Source organism: Arthrobacter koreensis, from assembly GCF_035792275.1.
Taxonomy (GTDB): Bacteria; Actinomycetota; Actinomycetes; order Actinomycetales; family Micrococcaceae; genus Arthrobacter_B; species Arthrobacter_B koreensis_A.
This window is the reverse complement of sequence record NZ_JAMWKK010000024.1, coordinates 1-20,679: the sequence shown is the minus strand read 5'-3', so window position 1 is coordinate 20,679 and position 20,679 is coordinate 1. Positions and strand designations below refer to the sequence as shown.

At 66.9% G+C, this 20,679-nt stretch carries 19 protein-coding genes; 7 read left to right on the top strand and 12 right to left on the bottom strand.

All coding sequences use genetic code 11. The annotated features are described in order from the left end of the window. Positions 1-168: 168 nt before the first annotated feature. The 8 genes from hemL to hemE form a co-directional block, all read right to left on the bottom strand. The gene (hemL, locus tag NGB94_RS16500; protein ID WP_325791800.1) at positions 169-1,485 is read right to left on the bottom strand and encodes a glutamate-1-semialdehyde 2,1-aminomutase; all 1,317 of its coding nucleotides are present in this window, start codon (positions 1,483-1,485) and stop codon (positions 169-171) included. Continuing rightward, positions 1,485-2,468, bottom strand: coding sequence for a porphobilinogen synthase (gene hemB / locus NGB94_RS16495; protein ID WP_325791799.1), 984 nt, complete (start codon positions 2,466-2,468; stop codon positions 1,485-1,487). Before hemB ends, hemL begins: the two co-directional genes overlap by 1 nt. Continuing rightward, the gene (locus NGB94_RS16490; protein WP_325791798.1) at positions 2,465-3,403 is read right to left on the bottom strand and encodes a uroporphyrinogen-III synthase; all 939 of its coding nucleotides are present in this window, start codon (positions 3,401-3,403) and stop codon (positions 2,465-2,467) included. Before NGB94_RS16490 ends, hemB begins: the two co-directional genes overlap by 4 nt. A gap of 19 nt (positions 3,404-3,422) precedes the next feature. Further along, the gene (hemC, locus tag NGB94_RS16485; RefSeq protein ID WP_325791797.1) at positions 3,423-4,376 is read right to left on the bottom strand and encodes a hydroxymethylbilane synthase; all 954 of its coding nucleotides are present in this window, start codon (positions 4,374-4,376) and stop codon (positions 3,423-3,425) included. Beyond that, positions 4,376-5,566, bottom strand: coding sequence for a ferrochelatase (locus tag NGB94_RS16480; RefSeq protein ID WP_325791796.1), 1,191 nt, complete (start codon positions 5,564-5,566; stop codon positions 4,376-4,378). Before NGB94_RS16480 ends, hemC begins: the two co-directional genes overlap by 1 nt. Then, positions 5,563-6,267 carry a hydrogen peroxide-dependent heme synthase gene (gene hemQ, locus NGB94_RS16475; RefSeq protein ID WP_325791795.1) on the bottom strand — a complete coding sequence of 235 codons (705 nt, stop codon included), beginning with the start codon at positions 6,265-6,267 and terminating at the stop codon, positions 5,563-5,565. Before hemQ ends, NGB94_RS16480 begins: the two co-directional genes overlap by 4 nt. A gap of 70 nt (positions 6,268-6,337) precedes the next feature. Continuing rightward, the gene (gene hemG / locus NGB94_RS16470; protein ID WP_325791794.1) at positions 6,338-7,795 is read right to left on the bottom strand and encodes a protoporphyrinogen oxidase; all 1,458 of its coding nucleotides are present in this window, start codon (positions 7,793-7,795) and stop codon (positions 6,338-6,340) included. A 2-nt stretch (positions 7,796-7,797) separates the two neighbouring features. Next, the gene (gene hemE, locus NGB94_RS16465; RefSeq protein WP_325791793.1) at positions 7,798-8,859 is read right to left on the bottom strand and encodes a uroporphyrinogen decarboxylase; all 1,062 of its coding nucleotides are present in this window, start codon (positions 8,857-8,859) and stop codon (positions 7,798-7,800) included. Positions 8,860-9,015: 156 nt separating this feature from the next. Between hemE and NGB94_RS16460 the strand changes: the two genes are divergently transcribed. Then, the gene (locus tag NGB94_RS16460) at positions 9,016-10,332 is read left to right on the top strand and encodes a glutamyl-tRNA reductase (RefSeq protein WP_325791792.1); all 1,317 of its coding nucleotides are present in this window, start codon (positions 9,016-9,018) and stop codon (positions 10,330-10,332) included. A 49-nt stretch (positions 10,333-10,381) separates the two neighbouring features. On the opposite strand, the gene moeB is transcribed toward NGB94_RS16460, so the two are convergent. Continuing rightward, positions 10,382-11,557 carry a molybdopterin-synthase adenylyltransferase MoeB gene (gene moeB / locus NGB94_RS16455; RefSeq protein ID WP_325791791.1) on the bottom strand — a complete coding sequence of 392 codons (1,176 nt, stop codon included), beginning with the start codon at positions 11,555-11,557 and terminating at the stop codon, positions 10,382-10,384. 152 nt (positions 11,558-11,709) lie between these two features. Here moeB and NGB94_RS16450 point away from each other — a divergent pair, with 152 nt between their 5' ends. From NGB94_RS16450 to NGB94_RS16440, 3 genes are read left to right on the top strand one after another with little or no spacing between them, the layout of a single operon-like run. Continuing rightward, positions 11,710-12,324: a TetR/AcrR family transcriptional regulator gene (locus NGB94_RS16450; protein WP_226802292.1), complete on the top strand. Its 615-nt coding sequence runs from the start codon at positions 11,710-11,712 to the stop codon at positions 12,322-12,324. Positions 12,325-12,370: 46 nt separating this feature from the next. Next, positions 12,371-12,595 (top strand): DUF3107 domain-containing protein, encoded by a 225-nt coding sequence (locus NGB94_RS16445; protein WP_325791789.1) that lies wholly within the window; start codon positions 12,371-12,373, stop codon positions 12,593-12,595. A 15-nt stretch (positions 12,596-12,610) separates the two neighbouring features. Then, the gene (locus NGB94_RS16440; protein ID WP_325791788.1) at positions 12,611-12,904 is read left to right on the top strand and encodes a hypothetical protein; all 294 of its coding nucleotides are present in this window, start codon (positions 12,611-12,613) and stop codon (positions 12,902-12,904) included. A 2-nt stretch (positions 12,905-12,906) separates the two neighbouring features. Here NGB94_RS16440 and NGB94_RS16435 read toward each other — a convergent pair whose 3' ends face one another. Together NGB94_RS16435 and NGB94_RS16430 are read right to left on the bottom strand one after the other, a co-directional pair. After that, entirely contained in the window at positions 12,907-13,983 is a 1,077-nt protein-coding gene (locus NGB94_RS16435; RefSeq protein ID WP_325791787.1) for an SGNH/GDSL hydrolase family protein, read from the bottom strand. 147 nt (positions 13,984-14,130) lie between these two features. Beyond that, positions 14,131-14,844, bottom strand: a complete 714-nt coding sequence (locus NGB94_RS16430; protein ID WP_325791786.1) for a ferritin-like fold-containing protein — start codon at positions 14,842-14,844, stop codon at positions 14,131-14,133. Positions 14,845-15,301: 457 nt separating this feature from the next. On the opposite strand from NGB94_RS16430, the gene NGB94_RS16425 reads away from it, so the two are divergent. Continuing rightward, a complete protein-coding gene (locus NGB94_RS16425; RefSeq protein WP_325791785.1) occupies positions 15,302-16,954 on the top strand; it encodes a DEAD/DEAH box helicase in 1,653 nt (550 codons plus the stop codon). Positions 16,955-16,975: 21 nt separating this feature from the next. Continuing rightward, positions 16,976-17,944, top strand: a complete 969-nt coding sequence (locus tag NGB94_RS16420) for a DNA-methyltransferase (protein ID WP_325791784.1) — start codon at positions 16,976-16,978, stop codon at positions 17,942-17,944. A 27-nt stretch (positions 17,945-17,971) separates the two neighbouring features. Here the strand turns inward: NGB94_RS16420 and NGB94_RS16415 are convergent, their stop codons facing one another. Continuing rightward, a complete protein-coding gene (locus tag NGB94_RS16415; RefSeq protein ID WP_325791783.1) occupies positions 17,972-18,820 on the bottom strand; it encodes a PHP domain-containing protein in 849 nt (282 codons plus the stop codon). 121 nt (positions 18,821-18,941) lie between these two features. On the opposite strand from NGB94_RS16415, the gene NGB94_RS16410 reads away from it, so the two are divergent. Continuing rightward, on the top strand, positions 18,942-20,513 hold the full coding sequence (locus tag NGB94_RS16410) for an aminopeptidase P family protein (protein WP_325791801.1): 1,572 nt from the start codon (positions 18,942-18,944) through the stop codon (positions 20,511-20,513). Positions 20,514-20,679: the final 166 nt, after the last annotated feature.

Here is a 20,679-nt window from a genome sequence, read left to right as displayed (position 1 = left end):
GACCACGAAGAACGCTGCTCTCTGCTCCGCGCTATGCCGCGGACGGGACTGCTTTCCTGATGAAACAGACACGGTCGTTGCAACTCCCGAAATTCTCAGGTGTTGCAACGACCGCTAGAACCCGCCGTGCTGATACGGGCAGTTTCTGTCATCTGGATGAGGGGGAAGCTACGGCTGGGCGGCCGCTGCTGCCTTCGCTGCTGCCGGCAGGGCCGCCAGGATCCGGTCCATCGCGGCGTCGTCGTGCGCACCGGAGAGGAACCAGGCCTCAAAGACCGACGGCGGCAGGTAGACGCCGGAGTCCAGCATCGAATGGAAGAACGGCTTGAACCGGAACGCCTCCTGGGCCAGGGCGTCAGCGTAGTCGTGCACCCCGTGCTCCGCAGTGCCGAAAGCAATGCTGAACAGGTTGCCGGCGCGCTGGACGCTGTGGTTCACGCCTTCGGCCGAGAGCGCTTCGGAGACAGCCTGGGACAGCTGCGCCGAGCGTGCGTCAATGTTTGCGTAAACCTCGGGCGTCGCCGCGGTCAGCGTGGCCACGCCTGCGGCCATGGCGATCGGGTTACCGGAGAGGGTGCCGGCCTGGTACACCGGGCCGAGCGGCGCAAGGTATTCCATGACCTCGGCGCGGCCGCCCAGGGCTGCCACGGGCATGCCGCCGCCAATGACCTTGCCGAAGGTGTACAGGTCCGGGGACCAGCCTTCCTTCTCTCCGGTCAGGCCCCAGTAGCCGGCCGGCGACGTGCGGAAACCGGTGAGGACTTCATCCAGGATCAGCAGCGCTCCGTGGGAGGTGGTGATGCGGGACAGGGCTGCGTTGAAGCCCTCCGCCGGGGTCACAACACCCATGTTGGCGGGAGCAGCCTCGGTGATGACCGCAGCAATGTCCGCTCCGTGCTCGGCGAACGCAGCCTCCACGGCAGCGACGTCGTTGTACGGCAGCACCAGGGTTTCCGCAGCCGTGGCTGCGGTGACGCCGGCGGAACCGGGCAGTGCCAGTGTGGCGACGCCGGAGCCGGCGGAGGCCAGCAGTCCGTCCAGGTGCCCGTGGTAGCAGCCGGCGAACTTGATGACCAGGTTGCGGCCGGTGAAGCCGCGGGCCAGCCGTACGGCGGTCATGGTGGCTTCGGTACCGGTGGACACCATGCGCAGCCGCTCGACCGGCTTCACCCGGTCCATCACCAGTGCCGCGAGTTCGGCCTCTGCCGGTGTGGAGGCGCCGAAGGAGAGCCCGCGGTCGACGGCGGCGTGCACCGCTGCCAGGACGTCCGGGTGGGAGTGGCCCACCAGGGCCGGACCCCAGGAGCAGACCAGGTCCACGTATTCGCGGCCCTCGGAGTCGGTGACATACGGACCCTTGGCGGAGACCAGGAAGCGGGGCGTGCCGCCCACCGAGCCGAACGCGCGCACGGGTGAGTTCACCCCGCCGGGCATCAGGGCACGGGCGCGGTCAAAGAGCTCTTCGGAGGAGACAGTGGAGGTCATTACTTGCTTTCCTTCAGCCAGGCAGCCAGCTCGGCGGCCCAGTACGTGAGAATGATGTTGGCACCGGCACGCTTGATGCCGAGGACGGATTCTTCGATGGCGCGGCGGCGGTCGATCCAGCCGTTCGCAGCCGCAGCTTCGATCATCGCGTATTCACCGGAGATCTGGTAAGCCGCTACGGGAACCGGGGACATCGCGGCCACGTCGGCAAGGATGTCCAGGTAGCTCATGGCCGGCTTGACCATGACCATGTCTGCGCCTTCTTCGAGGTCCAGTTCGACTTCCAGCAGGGCTTCGCGCCGGTTGGCGGCGTCCATCTGGTAGGTCCGGCGGTCGCCCTTGAGCTGCGAGTCAACGGCTTCGCGGAACGGCCCGTAGAACGCCGAGGCGTACTTCGCGGCGTACGCAATCACGGACACGTCCTGGAACCCTGCTTCGTCAAGCGCCTGGCGGATGACGGCCACCTGACCGTCCATCATGCCGGACGGGCCCAGCACATGGGCTCCGGCGCGCGCCTGCTCCACAGCCATCCGGCCGTAGATCTCCAGGGTTGTGTCATTGTCCACGACGCCGTTCTCGTCCAGCACGCCGCAGTGGCCGTGGTCGGTGAACTCATCCAGGCAGACGTCGCTCATGATCACCAGGTCGTTTCCGACCTCGGCACGGACGTCGGCGATTGCCTTGTTCAGTACGCCGTCCGGGTCGGTTCCGGCACTGCCTGCGGCGTCGCGCTCTGCCGGAATGCCGAAGAGCATGATGCCACCGACGCCGAGTTCAACGGCTTCCGCAGCGGCGCGCTTGAGCGTCTCGGTGGTGTGCTGCACAACGCCGGGCATCGAGGTGATGGGGTTGGGCTCAGTGAGGCCTTCCCGGATGAAGGCCGGAAGGACGAGTTCTGCCGGGTCCAGGCGGTATTCGGCGGTCATCCGCCGCATGGCCGGTGTGGTCCGCAGCCGGCGGGGGCGGTGCTGGGGGAAGCTCATGGCTGTTCTCTGCCTTCCGGGTCAGGGTTTGGGACATCGTGGAGATCGAGGGCTGTCATTGCCGCGTGGACTGCGTCGGCTATGCCGGCGGGGGTGGGATGCCGGGCCGTGGCGGCGGCCGGATGGCCCAGGTCCCGCAGCGCAGCAGCCGTGGGATCTCCGATGGCAACGAGCAGGGAGGTTCCGGGCTGGAGGGCACCGCGGACGAAGCGCCGGGCGGTGCTCGGTGAGGTGACGACGACGGCGTGCGCACCGGTGCCTTCGGGGCGGGCCGAAGCCCAGGCCCGGTAATCCGGCGGAGTCAGCAGGTCCGTTTCCGCCGTCTTGCCCCGGGGGCTGACCTGGAGGTCACCGGGGGCCGGATAATCGACGGTTTCGTAGGCGGGCACTGCAAGGACATCCCAGCCTGCTCCGGACAGCGCCGTGCGCAGGAACGGATTCGCGATGTCTGCCTGCGGCAGGAAGATCCGGTTCCTTCCCGGTCCCGGGGCGGGCCACAGGGCAGCAAGACCGCGCGCGGACTGGTCCTGGGCGGGCATCAGGTCCACGCAGATTCCGGCGGCTTCCAGCGCGCGGCTGGTGCCGGCTCCAACGGCAGCCACCCGGGTGCCGCCGCAGAGCTCGGCAAAGGGAACGCCAAGGGGCTCAGCAGCCGCACTGAGGGCCTGGACAGTAGTTGCGGACGTAAGGATGATCCAGTCGAACTCCCCCTGCCCGAGTCCGCGCAGCCCTGCGGACACCGGTTCGGTGTCCGCAGGACGCTGGAAGTCGATCAGGGGCAGTAGCCGCACGTGTGCCCCGCGGGCGCGAAGCTCGGCAGCCATGGGGCCGGCACGGTCCGGCGTACGCAGCAGCACCACATCCGTTCCGGCCAGGTTCCCCGCAGAGCTGGTTCCCGGTCCGGGTGTGGACGGCGTGCCGCGTTCTCCGCTCATCCGAGTTGTCCTAAGCCGCTTAGGATGCCAGGTCGGTGAGGTCCGCTGCGCCTGCTGCCAGGAGCTCTTCCGCCATGCGGATGCCCAGTGCCCGCGCACCGTCTTCGTCGGCCTGCGATGTGGACGAATACCTCCGCAGCACCTGCGATCCGTCGTCGCTGCAGACAACGGCCTCAAGTGCCAGGCCCTGGTCCGTGACGCGTGCCAGCGCACCGATCGGTGCCGTGCAGCCGGCTTCAAGGCGCTGCAGCAGCGCCCGTTCGGCGGTAACGGCCATCCGGCTCGCGTAGTCGTCGTAGGCTGCCAGTGCCCGGCTTAGCGGGCCTTCGGCGGCGTCGGCGGTGCGGCACTCAACAGCCAGCGCCCCCTGTCCCGGCGCCGGCAGCATGACTGCGGGATCCAGGAATTCGGAGACCATGTCCAGGCGGCCCAGGCGGGTGAGCCCGGCTGCTGCCAGGACAACGGCATCCAAATCGCCGGGTGCGCCCTCCACCAGCCCGGCGACTCGGCCCAGGCGGGTGTCCACGTTGCCGCGGATGTCGACGATCTCCAGGTCCGGACGCGCTGCCCGCAGCTGCGCGGCACGGCGCGGCGAGCCGGTACCGATCTTCGAGCCTGCGGGAAGCTGGGCCAGCGTGAGGTTGTCCCGCGCGCAGAGTGCGTCGCGAACATCCACGCGGGCCGGAACGGCCCCGATGGTCAGCCCGTCCGCTTCAGCCGTGGGCAGGTCCTTCAGCGAGTGCACGGCGACGTCGCAGTCCCCGGCGAGAAGCGATTCCCGCAGGGCTGCCACGAAGACACCCGTTCCGCCGATCTGCGAAAGAGCAGCACGGTTCACGTCTCCTTCGGTCCGGACGCGTACCAGGTCGACGTCGAAGCCGCCCAGTTCGGCCAGCGTATTGGCGACGGTGGTGGTCTGCGTGACGGCAAGGGCGGAGCCGCGGGTACCGATCAGCACCGGGGAATGCGCCACTACGGCCTTCCCACCGTGGAGTCGGCACCGGCGATCGTCGGCTTCTCGCCGCGCAGGTTGGCACAGCAGCCGGGGCGGCAGACGTCGTACCAGGGGCCGAGGTTCGTCAGCGCGGGGCGGTCGGCAATGTTGTTCTCGACGGTGCGTTCGCAGATCAGGTCCACGATGCCGGCAACGAACTTTTCGTGGATGCCCGGTGTCGGTGCGCGGTGTGCCGCCAGTCCAAGCTCGGAGCAGGTCTCCATGGCCTCGGTGTCCAGGTCCCAGATGACTTCCATGTGGTCGCTGACGAAGCCCAGCGGCACAATGACGACGCCTTCTACGCCCTTGGCCGGCAGCTCGGCGATGGCGTCATTGATGTCGGGTTCAAGCCACGGAGTGTGCGGGGAGCCGGAGCGGGACTGGTAGACCAGCTGCCAGTCCAGGCCTGCGGCTTCCGGGATGCGGTCCATGATGGCACGGCAGTTTGCCAGGTGCTGGGCAACGTAGGCGCTGCCTTCTTCGAACTCGACGTCGCGCGGGCCGGCGGCCTCGGCGTCGGCGGTGGGGATGGAGTGCGTGGAGAACAGGATTTCAATCTTCCCGTTGTCCTTGCCTGCTGCGGCAAGCTGTTCGCGTACCTTGGCCAGGGAGTCGCGCACGCCTTCGACGAAGGGCTCCACGAAACCGGGGTGGTCGAAGTACTGGCGGACCTTGTCCACCTGCAGCTTCTTGTCCAGTCCGGTCTCAACCAGGTTGATGCCCAGGTCTTCGCGGTACTGGCGGCAGGAGGAGTAGCAGGAGTACACGCTGGTGGTGACCATCAGCAGGCGGCGGTAACCGGCGTCGTGGGCTTCCTGCAGCACGTCCTTGATGTACGGAGCCCAGTTGCGGTTGCCCCAGAGAACCGGCAGCTTAATGCCGCGGCGGTCCAGCTCGCCTTCGAGGGCTGCCTTCAGCGCGCGGTTCTGCTCGTTGATGGGGCTGATGCCGCCGTTGGCCCGGTAGTGGGTTGCCACTTCCTCAAGCCGTTCGTCGGGGATGCCGCGGCCGCGGGTGACGTTGCGCAGGAAGGGAATGACATCCTCCTGGCCTTCGGGGCCGCCGAAGGAGGCGAGGAGGATCGCGTCATATTCGGCCGGAGCCATGACGCCGTCCTCGCTGACGCCTTCCATGGGGTCAAAACCTGCGGGGGTCGAAAGAGAAGTCATCGAAGCACCTCGGAAACTTCGGCGGCGGAGATGCGCCGTCCGGTGTAGAAGGGAATTTCTTCACGCACGTGGTTGCGCGCTTCGGTGGAGCGCAGGTGGCGCATCATGTCCACCAGGTCCACCAGGTTGGGGGCTTCCAGCCCCAGGATCCATTCCCAGTCGCCCAGCGCAAACGAGGCCACGGTGTTTGCCAGGACCTGCGGGAACTCCCGGCCCAGCATGCCGTGGTCGCGGAGCATCTTGCCGCGTTCTTCCGCGGGCAGCAGGTACCACTCGTAGGATCGGACAAACGGGTAGACACAGATCCACGCTTCGGGGTCGATGCCCCGGGCGAAGGACGGCCAGTGGTTCTTGGAGAACTCGGCGTCACGGTGGACACCCATGGCCGACCAGGCGATCTCCGTGCCTGCGAACAGTTCGGAGCGGCGGATCTCCCGCAGCGCTGCCTGCAGCGCTTCGGCCTGTCCGCCGTGCAGCCAGACCATGATGTCTGCGTCGGCACGCATGCCGGAGACGTCGTAGATTCCGCGGAGTGTGACGTTTTCGGCAGCGAAGCTGCCAACGAGTTCCTCGAAAGCGCCCAAGGCGCCGCTGCTGGTCTCGCGGGGAAGATCTGACCGCTTGAAAACGGTCCAAAGTGTGAAGAACTGTTCTTGTGTTTCGGCTTCGGCTGGTGCGTTCTGACCCATGGACTCACTCATGACTTACAGTCTGCCGGTTCAGGCAGGCTTAGGCGAATACGGAACTTCTACAAAGCGTAGAACATTTTTATCATTTCACGGCCTCGGCCAGGTGGGCCGTCCGGTAGCGGGTATCGGCAGTCACCGCTGCCAGGCCCGTTCCGGCGAGCCAGGCACCCACCACTTCCAGGCCGTGGACTTCCGCGACGGCCGCCCGCACGGACGCGACCCGTTCGGCATGGCCAACCGTGGCTGAGGGCAGGGCACCGACCCAGCGCACAACGTCCCAGTCGATGACGTCCGCTTCGTCGACCGGCACCTGAAGCAGCACGGATGCGTCCGCCAGTGCGGCAGCAAACAGGTCGGCATCCGGACGCAGTGCGGTCACATCCGCTTCCTGCCCCGGGCCCAGTCCGCGGCCGTAGGACAGGCGCAGCACGTGCGTTCCGGGGCCGGTGGAGTCGGCCAGCCACTGCCATTTGGCCGTGGCATGCGTCAGGGCCTTTGCCTGCACGGATTCGGCGTCACGGGCAACCAGCACCCCGGTCCCCCGCGGAGCAGCGTCAAGCTCAGGCTTGTCCACCACCAGCGTTACCAGGGCCACGCCGGGCCCCGGTCCGGGGCGGAAAGCGGCAAGCTCAGGGACTGACGGCGTCAGCAGATCCACGGCGCCGGGGCCGTCCGAGGCAACCACCAGGGCATCGGCGTCGTGGCTGCCTGCTTCGGTGTAAACCCGGAAACCGCTGCCCGTGCGTTCGATCCGGGTGGCCGGAGTGCCCGCGAGCAGGCTGGCGCCGAGCTCGGCCAGGTTCGCTGTCAGCGCACTGGTGAGCGTGCCCATTCCACCTTTCAGGGACGCGACGGTCGAACCGGCAGGGGCGGCCCGGCGCAGCGCACCGACCGCAGCACCCAGGGAGCCGTGCTCGGCCATGGCCTTGCGCAGCCCGGGTGCCACCGAGTCCGCGTCCAGGACGTCGGGATCCGCGGAGTAGACGCCGCCGACCACCGGGGTGACCAGCCGCTTCAGCACCGCTTCGCCCATCCGGGAGCGGACTACCTCGCCCAGGCTGATTTTTTCGCGGCGCAGCAGCGGAGCGACGGGAAGCACCCGGTCAAGGGCGGCGCGGGCAACGCCCGTGCGTCCAATGGCCCGTGCGATTTCCTCCGCCCTCGGATCCGCGGGGATGCCCAGCAGCCCGGTCTGGGGCATGCGCTGGGCGGCCTTCGCCGGGTCCGGTCCGCCCAGCTGGAGCCAGGCGCCGGCAGGATCCGGTGCCGAGATCTGCTCCTGCAGCCCCAGTTCTTCGAGCAGCCTGGGAACCGCCGGCGAGCGGGTGGCATAGGACTCTGCTCCGCTGTCCAGGTCCAGTCCTGCGACGCGGTGGGTGCCAACGCAGCCGCCGAAGCTTTCTGCCGCTTCCAGCACGGTCACCGAGAACCCCTCGCGGGCGAGGTCACGTGCTGCGATTAGCCCGGAGATGCCGCCGCCAACCACAACGGCCGTGGGCAGCTGCGGGGACTGGCTCGGGGTTTTGCGGGATCCCGGCATGGTTACGGCTCCACTGAGTGGATGAGTTCCACCACCCGGGTCAGGACTTCGGGGTTCGTTTCGGGAGGAACGCCGTGACCCAGGTTCACGACGTGGCCCGGCGCGCCGGCGCCGGCTTCCAGGACCTGCCGGACGTGGGCTTCCAGCACCGGCCACGGCGCTTCGAGCAGCGCGGGGTCAATGTTTCCCTGCAGCGCGACGGTGCCGCCGAGCCGGCGGTTGGCTTCATCCAGCGGCAGCCGGTAATCAACGCCAACGACGTCGACCCCCACGTCCCGCATGGCGACCAGCAGTTCGGAGGTGCCGGTGCCGAAGTGGATCAGCGGAGCGCCGAGGCCGCGGACGTGGTCCAGTGCCCGGGCTGAGGCAGGGGCAACCTTGGAGGTGTAGTCGGCAAGGCCGAGGGACCCTGCCCAGGAATCGAAGAGCTGGCCTGCGCTGGCGCCGGCTTCAAGCTGCGCGCGGAGGAACTTTCCGGAGGCATCTGCTGCCCAGTTGGTCAGTGCCTGCCAGGTCTCGGGATCAGCATGCATCATCGTCCGCGGACCCAGGTGGTCACGCGACGGCTTGCCCTCCACCATGTACGCAGCGAGGGTAAACGGGGCTCCGGCGAACCCGATCAGTGGCGTGGAACCGAGCTGGGCAACCGTGAGGGCAACGGCCTCGCGGATGGGCGCCAGTGCCTCGTCGGTGAGTTCGGGCAGCGCCGCGACGTCGGCTGCCGTGCGCACGGGCGCACCCAGCACCGGGCCGACACCGGGAACAATGTCCACGTCCACGCCGGCCAGCTTCAGCGGAATCACAATGTCGGAGAAGAAGATGCCGGCGTCGACGTCGTGCCTCCGGACCGGCTGCAGGGTGATCTCGGACGCGAGCTCGGGAAGCAGGCAGGACTCAAGCATCCCGATGCCTTCCCGTACCTTCCGGTATTCCGGCAGCGACCGGCCGGCCTGCCGCATGAACCAAACGGGACGCCGGGACGGAGTCTTGCCGCGGTAGGCGGCAATGAGCGGGGAATCGGCCGTGCGGCCATCCATGAGCGGATGAGAGGCGCTGAGAGTCATATTTAGATTCTCTCGAAAATTCGCTTCGAAGGATAACCGGGCCGCCCGCAGGCACTCCGGGGCCGTGTTTCAAGGGGAAAGATGCGGCCCAAATCACCTGTGACCGCCGTCGCGAATAACACCGTTTGCCTTCCGGGTGGCTAGTATTAAGCCACTGTGGTTCTCTTATCCCTCATCGCGACCCATTCTGACGTAGACCTGGAAACCGTCGCTCGGCTTAGCGCCGGCGCGCCCAAGGTCCCCTCCTCCCTGCTGGAAAACGGCCCTGCCGTTGCCGGGGCCGTAGTCCTGGCCACCTGCAACCGCTTTGAGGTGTACTGCGAAGCCCGCTCCGAAGCGGACGTCGAAGCTGCCCGCTCTGCTGCCATCGCCGAGATCAGCCGGCATTCCGGCCTTGATGAGGACCTCGTCTCCCGTTCCTTCATCACCAATACCGGCCAGGACGTCGCCAAGCACCTCTTCGCCGTCGGTGCCGGGCTGGACTCGGCCGTGGTCGGCGAACGCGAAATCGCCGGACAGGTACGGCGCGCCCTGATCGAGGCGCAGGACAAAGGCACCGCGAGCGGAACCCTTACCCGCCTGTTCCAGACCGCATCACGCACCGCCAAGGACGTTGGCGCCCTGACCGCCCTGGGCAAGCGCGGCCTCTCGATCGTCTCGGTTGCCCTGGAACTGGCGACCGATCTTTCGGCCGACGCCGACTGGCGGAAGAAGTCCGTAGTGGTCTTCGGCACGGGCGCCTACGCCGGTGCAACCATGGCCCTGCTCAAGGAGCGCGGCTGTACCGACATTTCGGTCTACTCGTCCTCGGGACGTGCCGAATCCTTCACCGCTTCCCGCGGCGGGACGGCCCTGGACCGTGAATCCCTCGGCGACGCCGTTGCCCGCGCCGACGTGGTGATCGGCTGCTCAGGTTCGGAGAACCAGGTCAGCGCCGAGGACATCCGCCGGGTGCGTGCCGAATCCCCGCAGCCGCTGGTCATCATCGACCTGGCGCTGACCCACGACTTCGATCCCGCTGTCCGGGAGCTCGACGGCGTGGACCTGATCACGCTCGAATCCGTTCGCCTGGCGGCACCGGCCGAGCAGGCCGAATCCCTCCAGCAGGCCAACCGGATAGTCACCGACGCGGCACAGGCATTCTCCGAAGCACAGCTGAGCCGGGAACTGGATTCCGCGATTGTTGCCCTTCGGCGGCACACCCTCGGTGTCCTGGACAAGGAACTCGAAAAGGTCCGGGCCCAGCACGGATGCACGGGTGCTGCAGAGGAAGTTGAGTTCGCCATGCGGCGGATGGTTAAGGCACTGCTTCACGTCCCCGCGGTACGCGCCCGTGAGCTTGCCGCCAGCGGCCAGCAGGAAGACTACATCCGCGGCCTTGAGGCCATCTACGGCCTTACCGTGGACCAGCCGCGGGAAAAGGCCGCGGACAAGCCCAATGACGATTCCACGGACACGGCCCAGTCTGCCTGATGCCGGCTTCCGCGGGCGAACTGCAGCGGACCCGCCCCTTACACGGGGGCTAGTAGACCGGCTTGTCCGGCTCCACGGTACGGACCCAGTCGAGTATTCCCCCGTCCACGTTGAAGGCACTGCCGTATCCCCTCGACCGCAGGAATGCCGTCACTTCCGCTGACCTTCCCCCGGACTTGCAGTGGACGTACACCGTTCGCCCCGGCCCCGGCAGGTCCTCCCCGGCAAGGATGCGTGCGCGCGGAACAAGCCGGGCGCCGTCAATGCTCACAATCTGGTGCTCTCCGGGTTCCCGCACATCGAGCAGGTCGAAATCCACTTCGCCCGCTGCCCGCTGCTCCAGGAGCCCAGCCAGTTCCGGGGCGCTGATCCCGGGCACGCCGGCGGCCTGCACGGGTCCGGTTCCGCAGAACGCCTGGTAGTCGACCAGCCCGGTAACCGGTTCCCGCTCCGGATCACGCTGCAGGCCCACTTCCCGCCAGCTCATGTCCTGGGCGTTGAAGACCAGGAGCCGGCCGAGCAGTGCCCGGCCCGTGCCGGTGATCAGCTTGATGGCCTCATTGACCATGACCGAGCCGATCTGTGCACACAGGACTCCGAGCACACCGCCCTCGGCGCAGGAGGGAACCGCCCCGGGTGCAGGGGGCTCCGGATACAGGTCCCGGTAGGTCGGTCCGTGCTGCGACCAGAAGACGCTGACCTGTCCGTCGAACCTCAGGATCGAGCCCCATACACATGGCTTGCCCAGGATCTCCGCCGCGTCGCTGACGAGGTAGCGGGTGGCGAAGTTGTCCGTTCCGTCCAGGATCAGGTCGTAGCCGGCGAAAACCTCCAGCACGTTCTGGGCATCGAGGCGGACTTCGTGGAGCACCACTTCCACCAGGGGGTTCAGGGCCAGCACGCTGTCCCTGGCGGAACGCGCCTTGGAGGTTCCGACGTCGTGCACGGCATGGATCACCTGCCGCTGCAGGTTGGAGGTGTCGACGACGTCGTCGTCCACGATTCCGAGCGTGCCCACTCCGGCGGCGGCCAGGTAGAGCAGCGCCGGCGAACCCAGTCCGCCTGCGCCGATCACCAGCACCCTGGCATTCTTCAGGCGCAGCTGCCCCTCAGTGCCGAATCCCGGAAGAATAAGGTGCCGGGAATAGCGTTCCTTTTCGTCCCTGCTCAGCTCCTGGGCCGGGTCGGTGAGAGGTGGCAGCACTGTTGCCGTCTCGATGCTCATGGAAACCAATCTATGCCTCCTGCGGACTTCATTCGAGGCTCCGGCCCAAGCGGGTCGGCCCCGGTTGCCTTCCATCAGTGTTACCCGCGGGTAAACTGTTGTTCCGTGACCCGGGCCAGGCGCCCGGGCGGAATTCGAGAGGTCCCTTACACGTGAGCAACCAGCCCGCCGGCAAGTCCACCCGGCTCCCCCGGGAAGAACGGCGCCGGCAGCTGATGCGCGCGGCGCAGGAGGTATTCGTCAGCCGCGGCTTCCACGGAGCTGCGATGGACGAAATCGCCGACACTGCCCAGGTGAGCAAACCTGTGCTGTACCAGCATTTCCCCGGCAAGCGGGAGCTTTACCTCGCCCTCCTGGACGATCATCTGGACACCCTGACCCAGTTCCTCCAGACCGCTCTGACCTCAACGACGGATAACAAGCTGCGCGTGCGGGAGACCATGCGTGCCTATTTCCGTTTCGTGGCACAGGACAGCCAGGGCCACCGGCTGGTTTTCGAATCCGACCTGACGAGCGACGACGAGGTCAGCTCACGGATCGAGGAGTTCAACGCACGCTTCGCCAGCGACATCGCCGACGTGATCGCCGAAGACACCAAGCTGTCCCACATTGAAGCCACCCTGCTGGGGCGGGCCATGGCCGGGATGGCGCAGGTCAGCGCCCGCTACTGGCTCGAAACCGACGGCGACCTGGACATCGATGCTGCCAGTGAGCTGGTCTACCGTTTAGCTTGGCGCGGAATCAGCCGCTTCCCCAAGGAAATCTAGAGTAGATTCATCCCCACTTGAGTTCATTTAAACAGGAGGCACCACGGTGGAAGTAAAGATCGGTATCCAGAACGTCGGACGCGAGATCGTGTTCGAGTCCGGGCAGAGCGCGGACCAGGTCGCCGACACCGTCGCCGAAGCAATCAAGGGCTCGAAGGAACTGCGTCTGACTGACGAAAAGGGACGCCTCATCATTGTTCCGGCAGGAGTCATCGGCTACGTGGAAATCGGTGCTGAAGAAGTCCGCCGCGTCGGATTCGGCGCCCTCTAGCGCATCGTGGGTGAAATGCTGCTTGCTGCCGCCGCCACGGCGGCAGCAGGTTTCATCGTCTGGGGCGCTGATCCGCGCCGCAGCACCTACGGCATCCTCCTGCTGCCGGGGATTTCCCTGGCAGCAGGACTTGGCGTGTGGATCATCCTGCAGTTCACGCCGGCCGTAACCAGCGCGGCCTTTTCCTGGCTGACCTGGGCCCTGCCCGTCATCGCGGGACCGGCTGCTGCGGTGGCAGCAGCCCTGCTCACAGTGTCCCGCCGCCTTCCCCGGGACAACGCTGAACGCGAGCGCATCCTGAAGCTCTAGCTTCAGCCGTTCCTTCCCCGTTCCAGGACCGTCTTGAGCTCCCGCGCGAAAACCGGGGCAGCGGCGTCGTGCCCGGCCTTTCCCAGATGAAGGCCGTCGTCCAGCTTCGAGCCCAGGGAGTAACGCTTCCACCAGTCCCTGGGGCTCAGGAAATCGAGTCCCTGCTCGGCCGCGACCCGGGCCAGCAGGCTGTCGATCTCCGCCCGGCGGCCCTTGCCGTCGCCGATAACGCCAACCATCACAATCCGGGTTTCCGGGTAGGTCCGTTTCAGCTCCCTGATCAGCTGTACGGCATTGTGCCTGATTTCGGTGTTTCCCGGTCCGTACGCATCGTTGCCTCCTCCCTGGACCACTACCAGTCCGGGGTTGCCCCAGGGAAGCAGCCATTCCTCGGCTTCGAGGGCTTCCGGATAGCTGTGCACCGTGCCGTTGCCCCTGGTGTACCCGGTTCCGCCTGCACCCAGGACCACCGGGGTGTACCCCAGCGAGGCCAGGCCTTTACCCACCCAGGTATCCCGCCCAGCCTGCGAATCCCCGATGACGACGGCGGTTTTCTCGACTGCGGGTTCATAGGACATGATCCGTCCCAGCCGCGGGGAGAACATCAAAGTGCCCTTCTGGAAGTCCGTCCGGCGGTCGCCGCCAAAGCTGTACTCGGACGTCACCGGCCAGCCCAGGGACCGGACCGAGGACTTCCACCGCTGGAAGACCTCTGTGCGGAGCGCCCGCATCCCCGTCTCCGCTGACCACACCAGGGTCTCGCCGCCGTAGGAGAAATAGCAGCCCGGCCCGGGCAGCGAACATACCGGTTCTTCCGCCGGACCCGGCAGCGGCCGCCCGTTCTCCACACGCATCTGCACGAATTCCTCCCGTGCGGCCCAGGCATCGGCCGGCACTCCCTGCGGAGGCGGAGGCTGGGGAGCGGGTTCGGTGCCCGCCACAGGAGGGACGGGGGCAGCCACCGCGGGTAGCGGCCGCTGTGCCGGGGCTGCTCCGCATCCCGCCATGCCCGCGACCGCGGCGGCAGCGGTCACCGCCGAGAGGATCCGGCGCATCAGGGCGCTGGAATTCGATCTCATACCTCTCCCCCGCCGAATCTCTGCTGAACCGTCACACCGGAATGGTCCGTCGGCCCCGGCAGGCCGCTCTGGCATGCGTGCCCGGCATCAACGCTACAGGCGGCCGGCACCCGGGTCCGGGAACCGGCGCCACAAGCCGCGTCCGGATCAGGCGGTGAGCCCGAGCAGTGACATGCGCCGGGAATGGTTGCGCGTCAGCTGGCTGAAGAGTTCACGCAGCTGGGCGTCGAACTCCTCGCGGCTGAGGAACCCGTCCAGGCCCTGGGGCAGCGCCCGTTCGATGACCACCCGCTGGGCCTGCGTGAGGGCTTCGCCCACGAGGCGGCGTCCCCACAGCGCCAGGCGCGAGGCCAGGCGCGGGTCGTCCTTCAGCGACTCCTGCAGCCGCACGAACAGGACATCTCCCGGCGCTTCGCTGCCGGTTTCCTGCAGCGAAGCAATCAGCTCTGCGTTCTCCGCGTCCAGGAGGGAGCCCAGGGCGGCATAGAAATCATCCGAGATCGCGTCGGTGACGTAGAACTTCATCAGGGATTCGTACCAGTCTCCCGGACGAGTGCGGTCGTGGAACGCGTCCACGGACTGCTGGAAGGGCGCCATGGCGTCTTCGGCATTGATTCCCATCGACTCCAGGCGGGCCGTAACCCGTTCGAAGTTGTTGTATTCGCGCACCGCCAGCCTGCCAAGCGCAGCGCGGTCCCGGAGGCTTGGCGAGAAACGCGCGTCCGAGGACATCCGCTCGAAGGCGGAGAGTTCGCCGTAGGCGATGACGCCAAGCAGGTCCGAAAGGAACTGCCGGTAGGCGTCCGGAGTACCGGGGGCCGGAGCCTGCCCCGTTGCCGATGCTGCGTTGTTCTCACTCATACGCCCAGCGTACCGGTGTGTCCCCGCTCTCAGCCGCCGGCGTGCCTGAAGCCCGGTCAAACTCCGTCGCTGCCCCCACCGGGGAGGTGGCTGCCAGACGGTTCCAGGGGCGGCACCGGATCCAAACTCGCTGGCAAGCCCAATGCGGCCCGTTGCGGCCGTACCGGGTAGACTGGAATGGTAGTAAATGGATGCCCGGTCGTTCCCACTTCTTGAAATCCTTCATGAAATGCCGGTTGGAGACACTAACCAATCGGCTGTGAGACCCGCAGTACCTACGCGAACTTGATATTTTCCGGCCGCTGCCTTTGCAGAATGCAGTTGGAGTGGCCAGCAGTCCTTAGCCCGCGATCGGCTTCCGCTGGACGCATCACCTGCGCGCCATCCGCTCCGGGATGGGCCCTATGCCCTCTCGTCGAGCGCGGCGCCGCAGAATGCCTAACTGAACGGTATGTAATTGAACACTGAACTTTCCCAGGTCAGCGACTCGCAGCTGACCGCTGATGACAGCAACGAAGAACTCGACGTCACCGAAACCATCGCAACGACTGATGCAGCGGCCGAAATCCCCGAACTGACGTTCGCCGACTTTGGCGTCCGGAGCGAGATTGTCGACTCCCTCGCCGAGGCCGGCATCACGCACCCCTTCCCGATCCAGTCAATGACGCTGCCGGTTGCCCTGGGCGGACACGACATCATTGGCCAGGCAAAGACGGGCACGGGCAAGACCCTCGGCTTCGGCATCCCCGCGCTGCAGCGCGTAGTGGCCCCTGCCGACGAGGGCTACGACGCCCTCCCCGCCCCGGGAGCACCGCAGGCACTGATCGTTGTTCCCACCCGTGAACTCGCGGTCCAGGTCGCCAGTGACCTGACGACGGCGGCACGCCGCCGCGGCGCCCGGATTGTCACCATTTACGGCGGCCGGGCCTACGAGCCGCAGATCGAAGCCCTCGAAGCAGGCGTGGAAATTGTCGTCGGCACCCCCGGGCGCCTGATCGACCTGCACAACCGGCGCCAGCTCTCGCTGAAGAACGTCCGGATAGTCGTGCTCGATGAGGCCGACGAGATGCTCGATCTGGGCTTCCTGCCCGACGTCGAAACGCTGATGGCAGCCACGCCGGCCGCCCGCCAGACCCTGCTCTTCTCCGCGACCATGCCCGGCCCCGTCGTCGCCATGGCCCGCCGGTACATGACGAAGCCGACCCACATCCGCGCCGCTGATCCCGAAGACGAAGGCCTGACCAAGAAGGACATCCGCCAGGTTGTCTACCGGGCCCACAACCTGGACAAGAGTGAAGTCGTGGCGCGCATCCTGCAGGCCCGCGGACGCGGCCGCACCATCATCTTCACCAAGACCAAGCGCACCGCGGCCAAGCTCTCCGAGGAACTGGTGGACCGCGGCTTCGCGGCAGCAGCCATCCACGGCGACCTGGGCCAGGGCGCCCGCGAGCAGGCAATGCGTGCCTTCCGCAACGAAAAGGTCGACGTGCTGGTCGCTACCGACGTCGCCGCCCGCGGCATCGACGTCGACGACGTCACGCACGTGATCAACTACCAGTGCCCCGAAGACGAGAAGACGTACCTGCACCGCGTCGGCCGCACCGGCCGTGCCGGAAACAAGGGAACGGCCGTCACGTTCGTCGACTGGGACGACGTTCCGCGCTGGGGCCTGATCAACAAGGCCCTGGGCATGGACCAGGCCGAGCCGCTCGAGACCTACTCCTCTTCCCCGCACCTGTACACCGATCTGGACATCCCCGAGGGAACCAAGGGACGGCTGCCGCGCAACAAGCGTGTGCTGGCAGGCATCGACGCGGAGAAGCTGGAAGACCTCGGCGAAACCGGCAAGTCCGGCGGCCGCCGCGCTCCGCGGTCCGACTCCGGCCAGCGCTCCGGCGGCCGTTCCTCCGAGCGGAGCGGACGCAGTTCCGACCGCGCCCGCGGCTCCCGTGAGGGTTCACGCGAGGGTGCCCGCCGCAGCCCGGAGACATCCGCTGAGGCTCCCGCCGCAGCCGGCGAGACTGCCAAGTCCGACCGTCCGCGCCGCAGCCGCAGCCGTACCCGCCGCCGCAACGGCGAGGTAGTCAGCAAGGCACCCGCCGCCGAATAGGCCGGGATTACCTCCACACGGATGAGCACACCTAACTGGACGCCGGACGGCGGGTCGCTGATAGTCCATGCAGATAATGCGGACTATCTGCCGACCCTGCCGGACGGCTCCTTCACCCTGATCTACGTCGATCCCCCGTTCAACACCGGCCGTGCCCAGCGCCGGCAGCAGACCACCATGGTCCGCAGCACCGAGGGCGCCGGAGACCGGACGGGGTTCAAGGGCCGCAGCTACACCACGGTCAAGGGCCTGCTCTCCAGTTACGACGATGCATTCGAGGATTACTGGGCGTTCCTCGAACCGCGCATGGCTGAGGCCTGGCGGCTCCTGGCTGATGACGGCACCCTCTACGTGCACCTCGATTACCGCGAGGTGCACTACGTGAAGGTGATGCTCGATGCGCTCTTTGGCCGCGACTGTTTCCTCAACGAAATCATCTGGGCGTACGACTACGGCGGCCGGGCCAAGAACCGCTGGCCTGCCAAGCACGACAACATCCTGGTGTACGTGAAGAACCCGGCGGCCTACCACTTCGACAACACCGAGGTGGACCGGGAGCCCTACATGGCTCCGGGCCTGGTGACGCCGGAAAAGGTCGCGCTGGGCAAGCTGCCCACCGATGTCTGGTGGCACACGATTGTCTCTCCCACCGGCAGGGAGAAAACCGGTTACCCGACGCAGAAGCCGGAAGGCCTGCTGCGCCGTGCCGTGGCTGCCTCCAGCCGCGAAGGCGACTGGGTGCTGGATTTCTTTGCCGGCTCCGGAACGCTGGGAGCAGTGGCGGACAAGCTGGGCCGCCGGTTCGTCTGCGTCGACGCCAATCCCCAGGCGATCGAGGTCATGGAGCGGCGGCTAGGGCACGCTGCCGCCGTCGTCGTCCCGGCAAAACCCAAGCGGGTCCGCACCCGGCGTGCTCCGGCGCCGAAAGCTCCCGCGGCACCTGTCGCAGAGGAACCCGAAGCTCCCGGCAAAGAGCCTGCCGCGCTCTAGCCGGGCTGCACCGGCGAACCGATGAGGCTAGGGCCGGACCACGGGCGTCCCTGTGCCCAGTTCCTCAATGCGTTCCAGTACCTCGGCGCTGGTCGTGTTCTCCCCCAGCAGGTTCGGTTTACCGGTTCCGTGGTAGTCGCTGGACCCGGTCACCAGCAGCGAATGCTCAGCCGCCAGCCGGCGCAGGTAGGCGCGGCCGTCTTCCGGGTTGTCCCGGTGTTCGATCTCCACGCCGGCCAGCCCGGCGTCGATCATTTCCAGGTACGTCTGCTCTCCCACCACGCGTCCGCGCGCGGATGCCTCGGGGTGGGCGAAAACGGGCACTCCGCCGGCGTCGCGGATCAGGCGCACCGCATGCGCGGGATCAGGGGCATAGTGCGCCACGAAATAGCGTGAGCGTCCGGTCAGGATTCCGGCGAAGGCAGCAGACCGTGACGGCACCACGCCGGCTGCGACCAGCGCATCGGCTATGTGCGGCCGTCCGATAGTGGCTCCCGGGGCCACCTGCTCCTGCACGTCTGCCCAACTGATCGGATAGTCCTCAGCCAGGCGTTCCACCATGCGTTCCGCCCGGTTGACCCGGGCCGAACGGGACTTGGCGATCTCGGCCAGCAGTCCGGGATGGGACGGATCGTGCAGATAGGAAAGGACGTGCACGCTGATTCCGTCCGCCGTCCGGCAGGACACCTCCATCCCGGGGATGAACACCAGCCCCAGTCCCCGCGCCGCTTCGGCTGCCTCGCCCCAGCCTGCTGTGGAGTCGTGGTCCGTCAGTGCGACGGCGTCGAGGCCGGCAGCAGCAGCGGAGGCCATCACGGCTCCCGGCGCTTCAGTTCCGTCGGAGACATTGGAGTGGGTGTGCAGGTCGATTCTCACACCACCAATCTACGCGGTTTCCCGCGCAGATCCGGCGCGGGCGCCCCGCTCCGGGCGGGGCATGTTTGGCCCTGTTAACTGCCGGTGAGAGCATAGACAGGTGAGTACTGAAGCCAATTCAATGAACCCCGCCGAGTCCGGCCTCGAGGAACTGTCCGAGGGACAGCCGCTTGAGGACCGCGTGAACAACCGTTCCCAGCGCCCTACATCGCAGGCGTTCAAGGACTTTATGTCCTCCGGCTGGGCGTCCGCGTCCGATGAGCTTCCGGAGCAGTCCGCGGTGGCACCGCACGCCGCCGCCCGCCGCCGTGCGCTTTCCGAGCGCTTCAAGTCAGAGCGCCTGGTTATTCCCGCCGGCCCGCTGAAGGTCCGCTCCAATGACACTGACTACCGCTTCCGCCCGCACTCCGGGTTCGCCCACCTCACCGGGCTGGGCCTGGACCATGAGCCCGACGCCGTCCTGGTTATGGAACCGGTCGAAGAGGGAACCGGCGACGACGGCGGCCACCACAACGCCACCCTGTACTTCCGTCCGCTGGCCGGCACTGACAGCGAAGAGTTCTACTCGAACGCCCGCTACGGTGCGTTCTGGATCGGTTCCCGCCTGAACCTGGAACAAGTCAGCGCCTTGGTTGGCCTGCGCACCCGCGACCTCTCAGAAGCTGAAACCGCCATCACGTCCAACGTGGGCGATCCGCAGTTCGGCGGTATCTCCGTCCGGCTGCTGCGCAAGGTCGACGAGATGGTCGATGCCCTGGTGGACACCGTCCGCTACAACACGGCCATGGACCCGGACAACATGGACTTCAGCGCGCTCGACGCTCGTGACGAGGAGCTTACCGAAGCACTCTCCGAGCTCCGCCTGGTGAAGGACGCCTGGGAGATTGAGCAGATGAAGGAAGCCGTCGCTGCCACCGTCAACGGCTTCACCGAAGTCGTGAAGATCCTGCCCCGCGCCATCACCCACCCCCGCGGTGAGCGTGTGGTGGAAGGCGCGTTCTTCGCCCGGGCCCGGGAAGAAGGCAACGACCTTGGGTACGACACCATCGCCGCCTCAGGCAACAACGCCACCGTGCTGCACTGGATCCGCAACAACGGCGAGGTGAAGGCGGAAGACCTGCTGCTCCTGGACGCAGGGGTGGAAGCCGACAGCCTCTACACCGCGGACATCACCCGCACCCTGCCGGTCAACGGCACCTTCTCCGAGGTCCAGCGCCGCGTGTACCAGGCAGTGCTCGACGCCGCCGACGCAGGTTTCGCTGCTGCCAAGCCGGGCAACAAGTTCCGCGACGTCCACGCCGCCGCAGTCCGTGTACTGGCGGAGCGCCTGCAGGACTGGGGCCTTCTGCCCGTGCCGCTGGAAGAAGCCCTCTCCGAGAACGGCCAGCAGCACCGCCGCTGGATGCCGCACGGTACCAGCCACCACCTGGGCCTGGACGTGCACGACTGTGCCCAGGCCCGCCGCGAGCTCTACCTGGACGGCATCATCGAGGAGGGCATGGTCTTCACGATCGAGCCCGGCCTCTACTTCAAGGAAGAGGATCTCACCATCCCCGAGGAGTACCGCGGTATCGGCGTCCGGATCGAAGACGACGTCCTGATCACTGCTGACGGTGCCGTGAACCTCAGCGCCGCGCTGCCTCGTGATCCTTCCGACGTCGAGGACTGGATGGCAGGCATCTACGCCTCCTAGTTCCGCTCTCCTTCACCGAGATAACAGAAACTGCCCGTTTGGAGCTGGCGGGTTCTAGCGGTCGTTGCAACACCTGAGAATTTCGGGAGTTGCAACGACCGTGTCTGTTTCATCAGGAAAGCAGTCCCGTCCGCGGCATAGCGCGGAGCAGAGAGCAGCGTTCTTC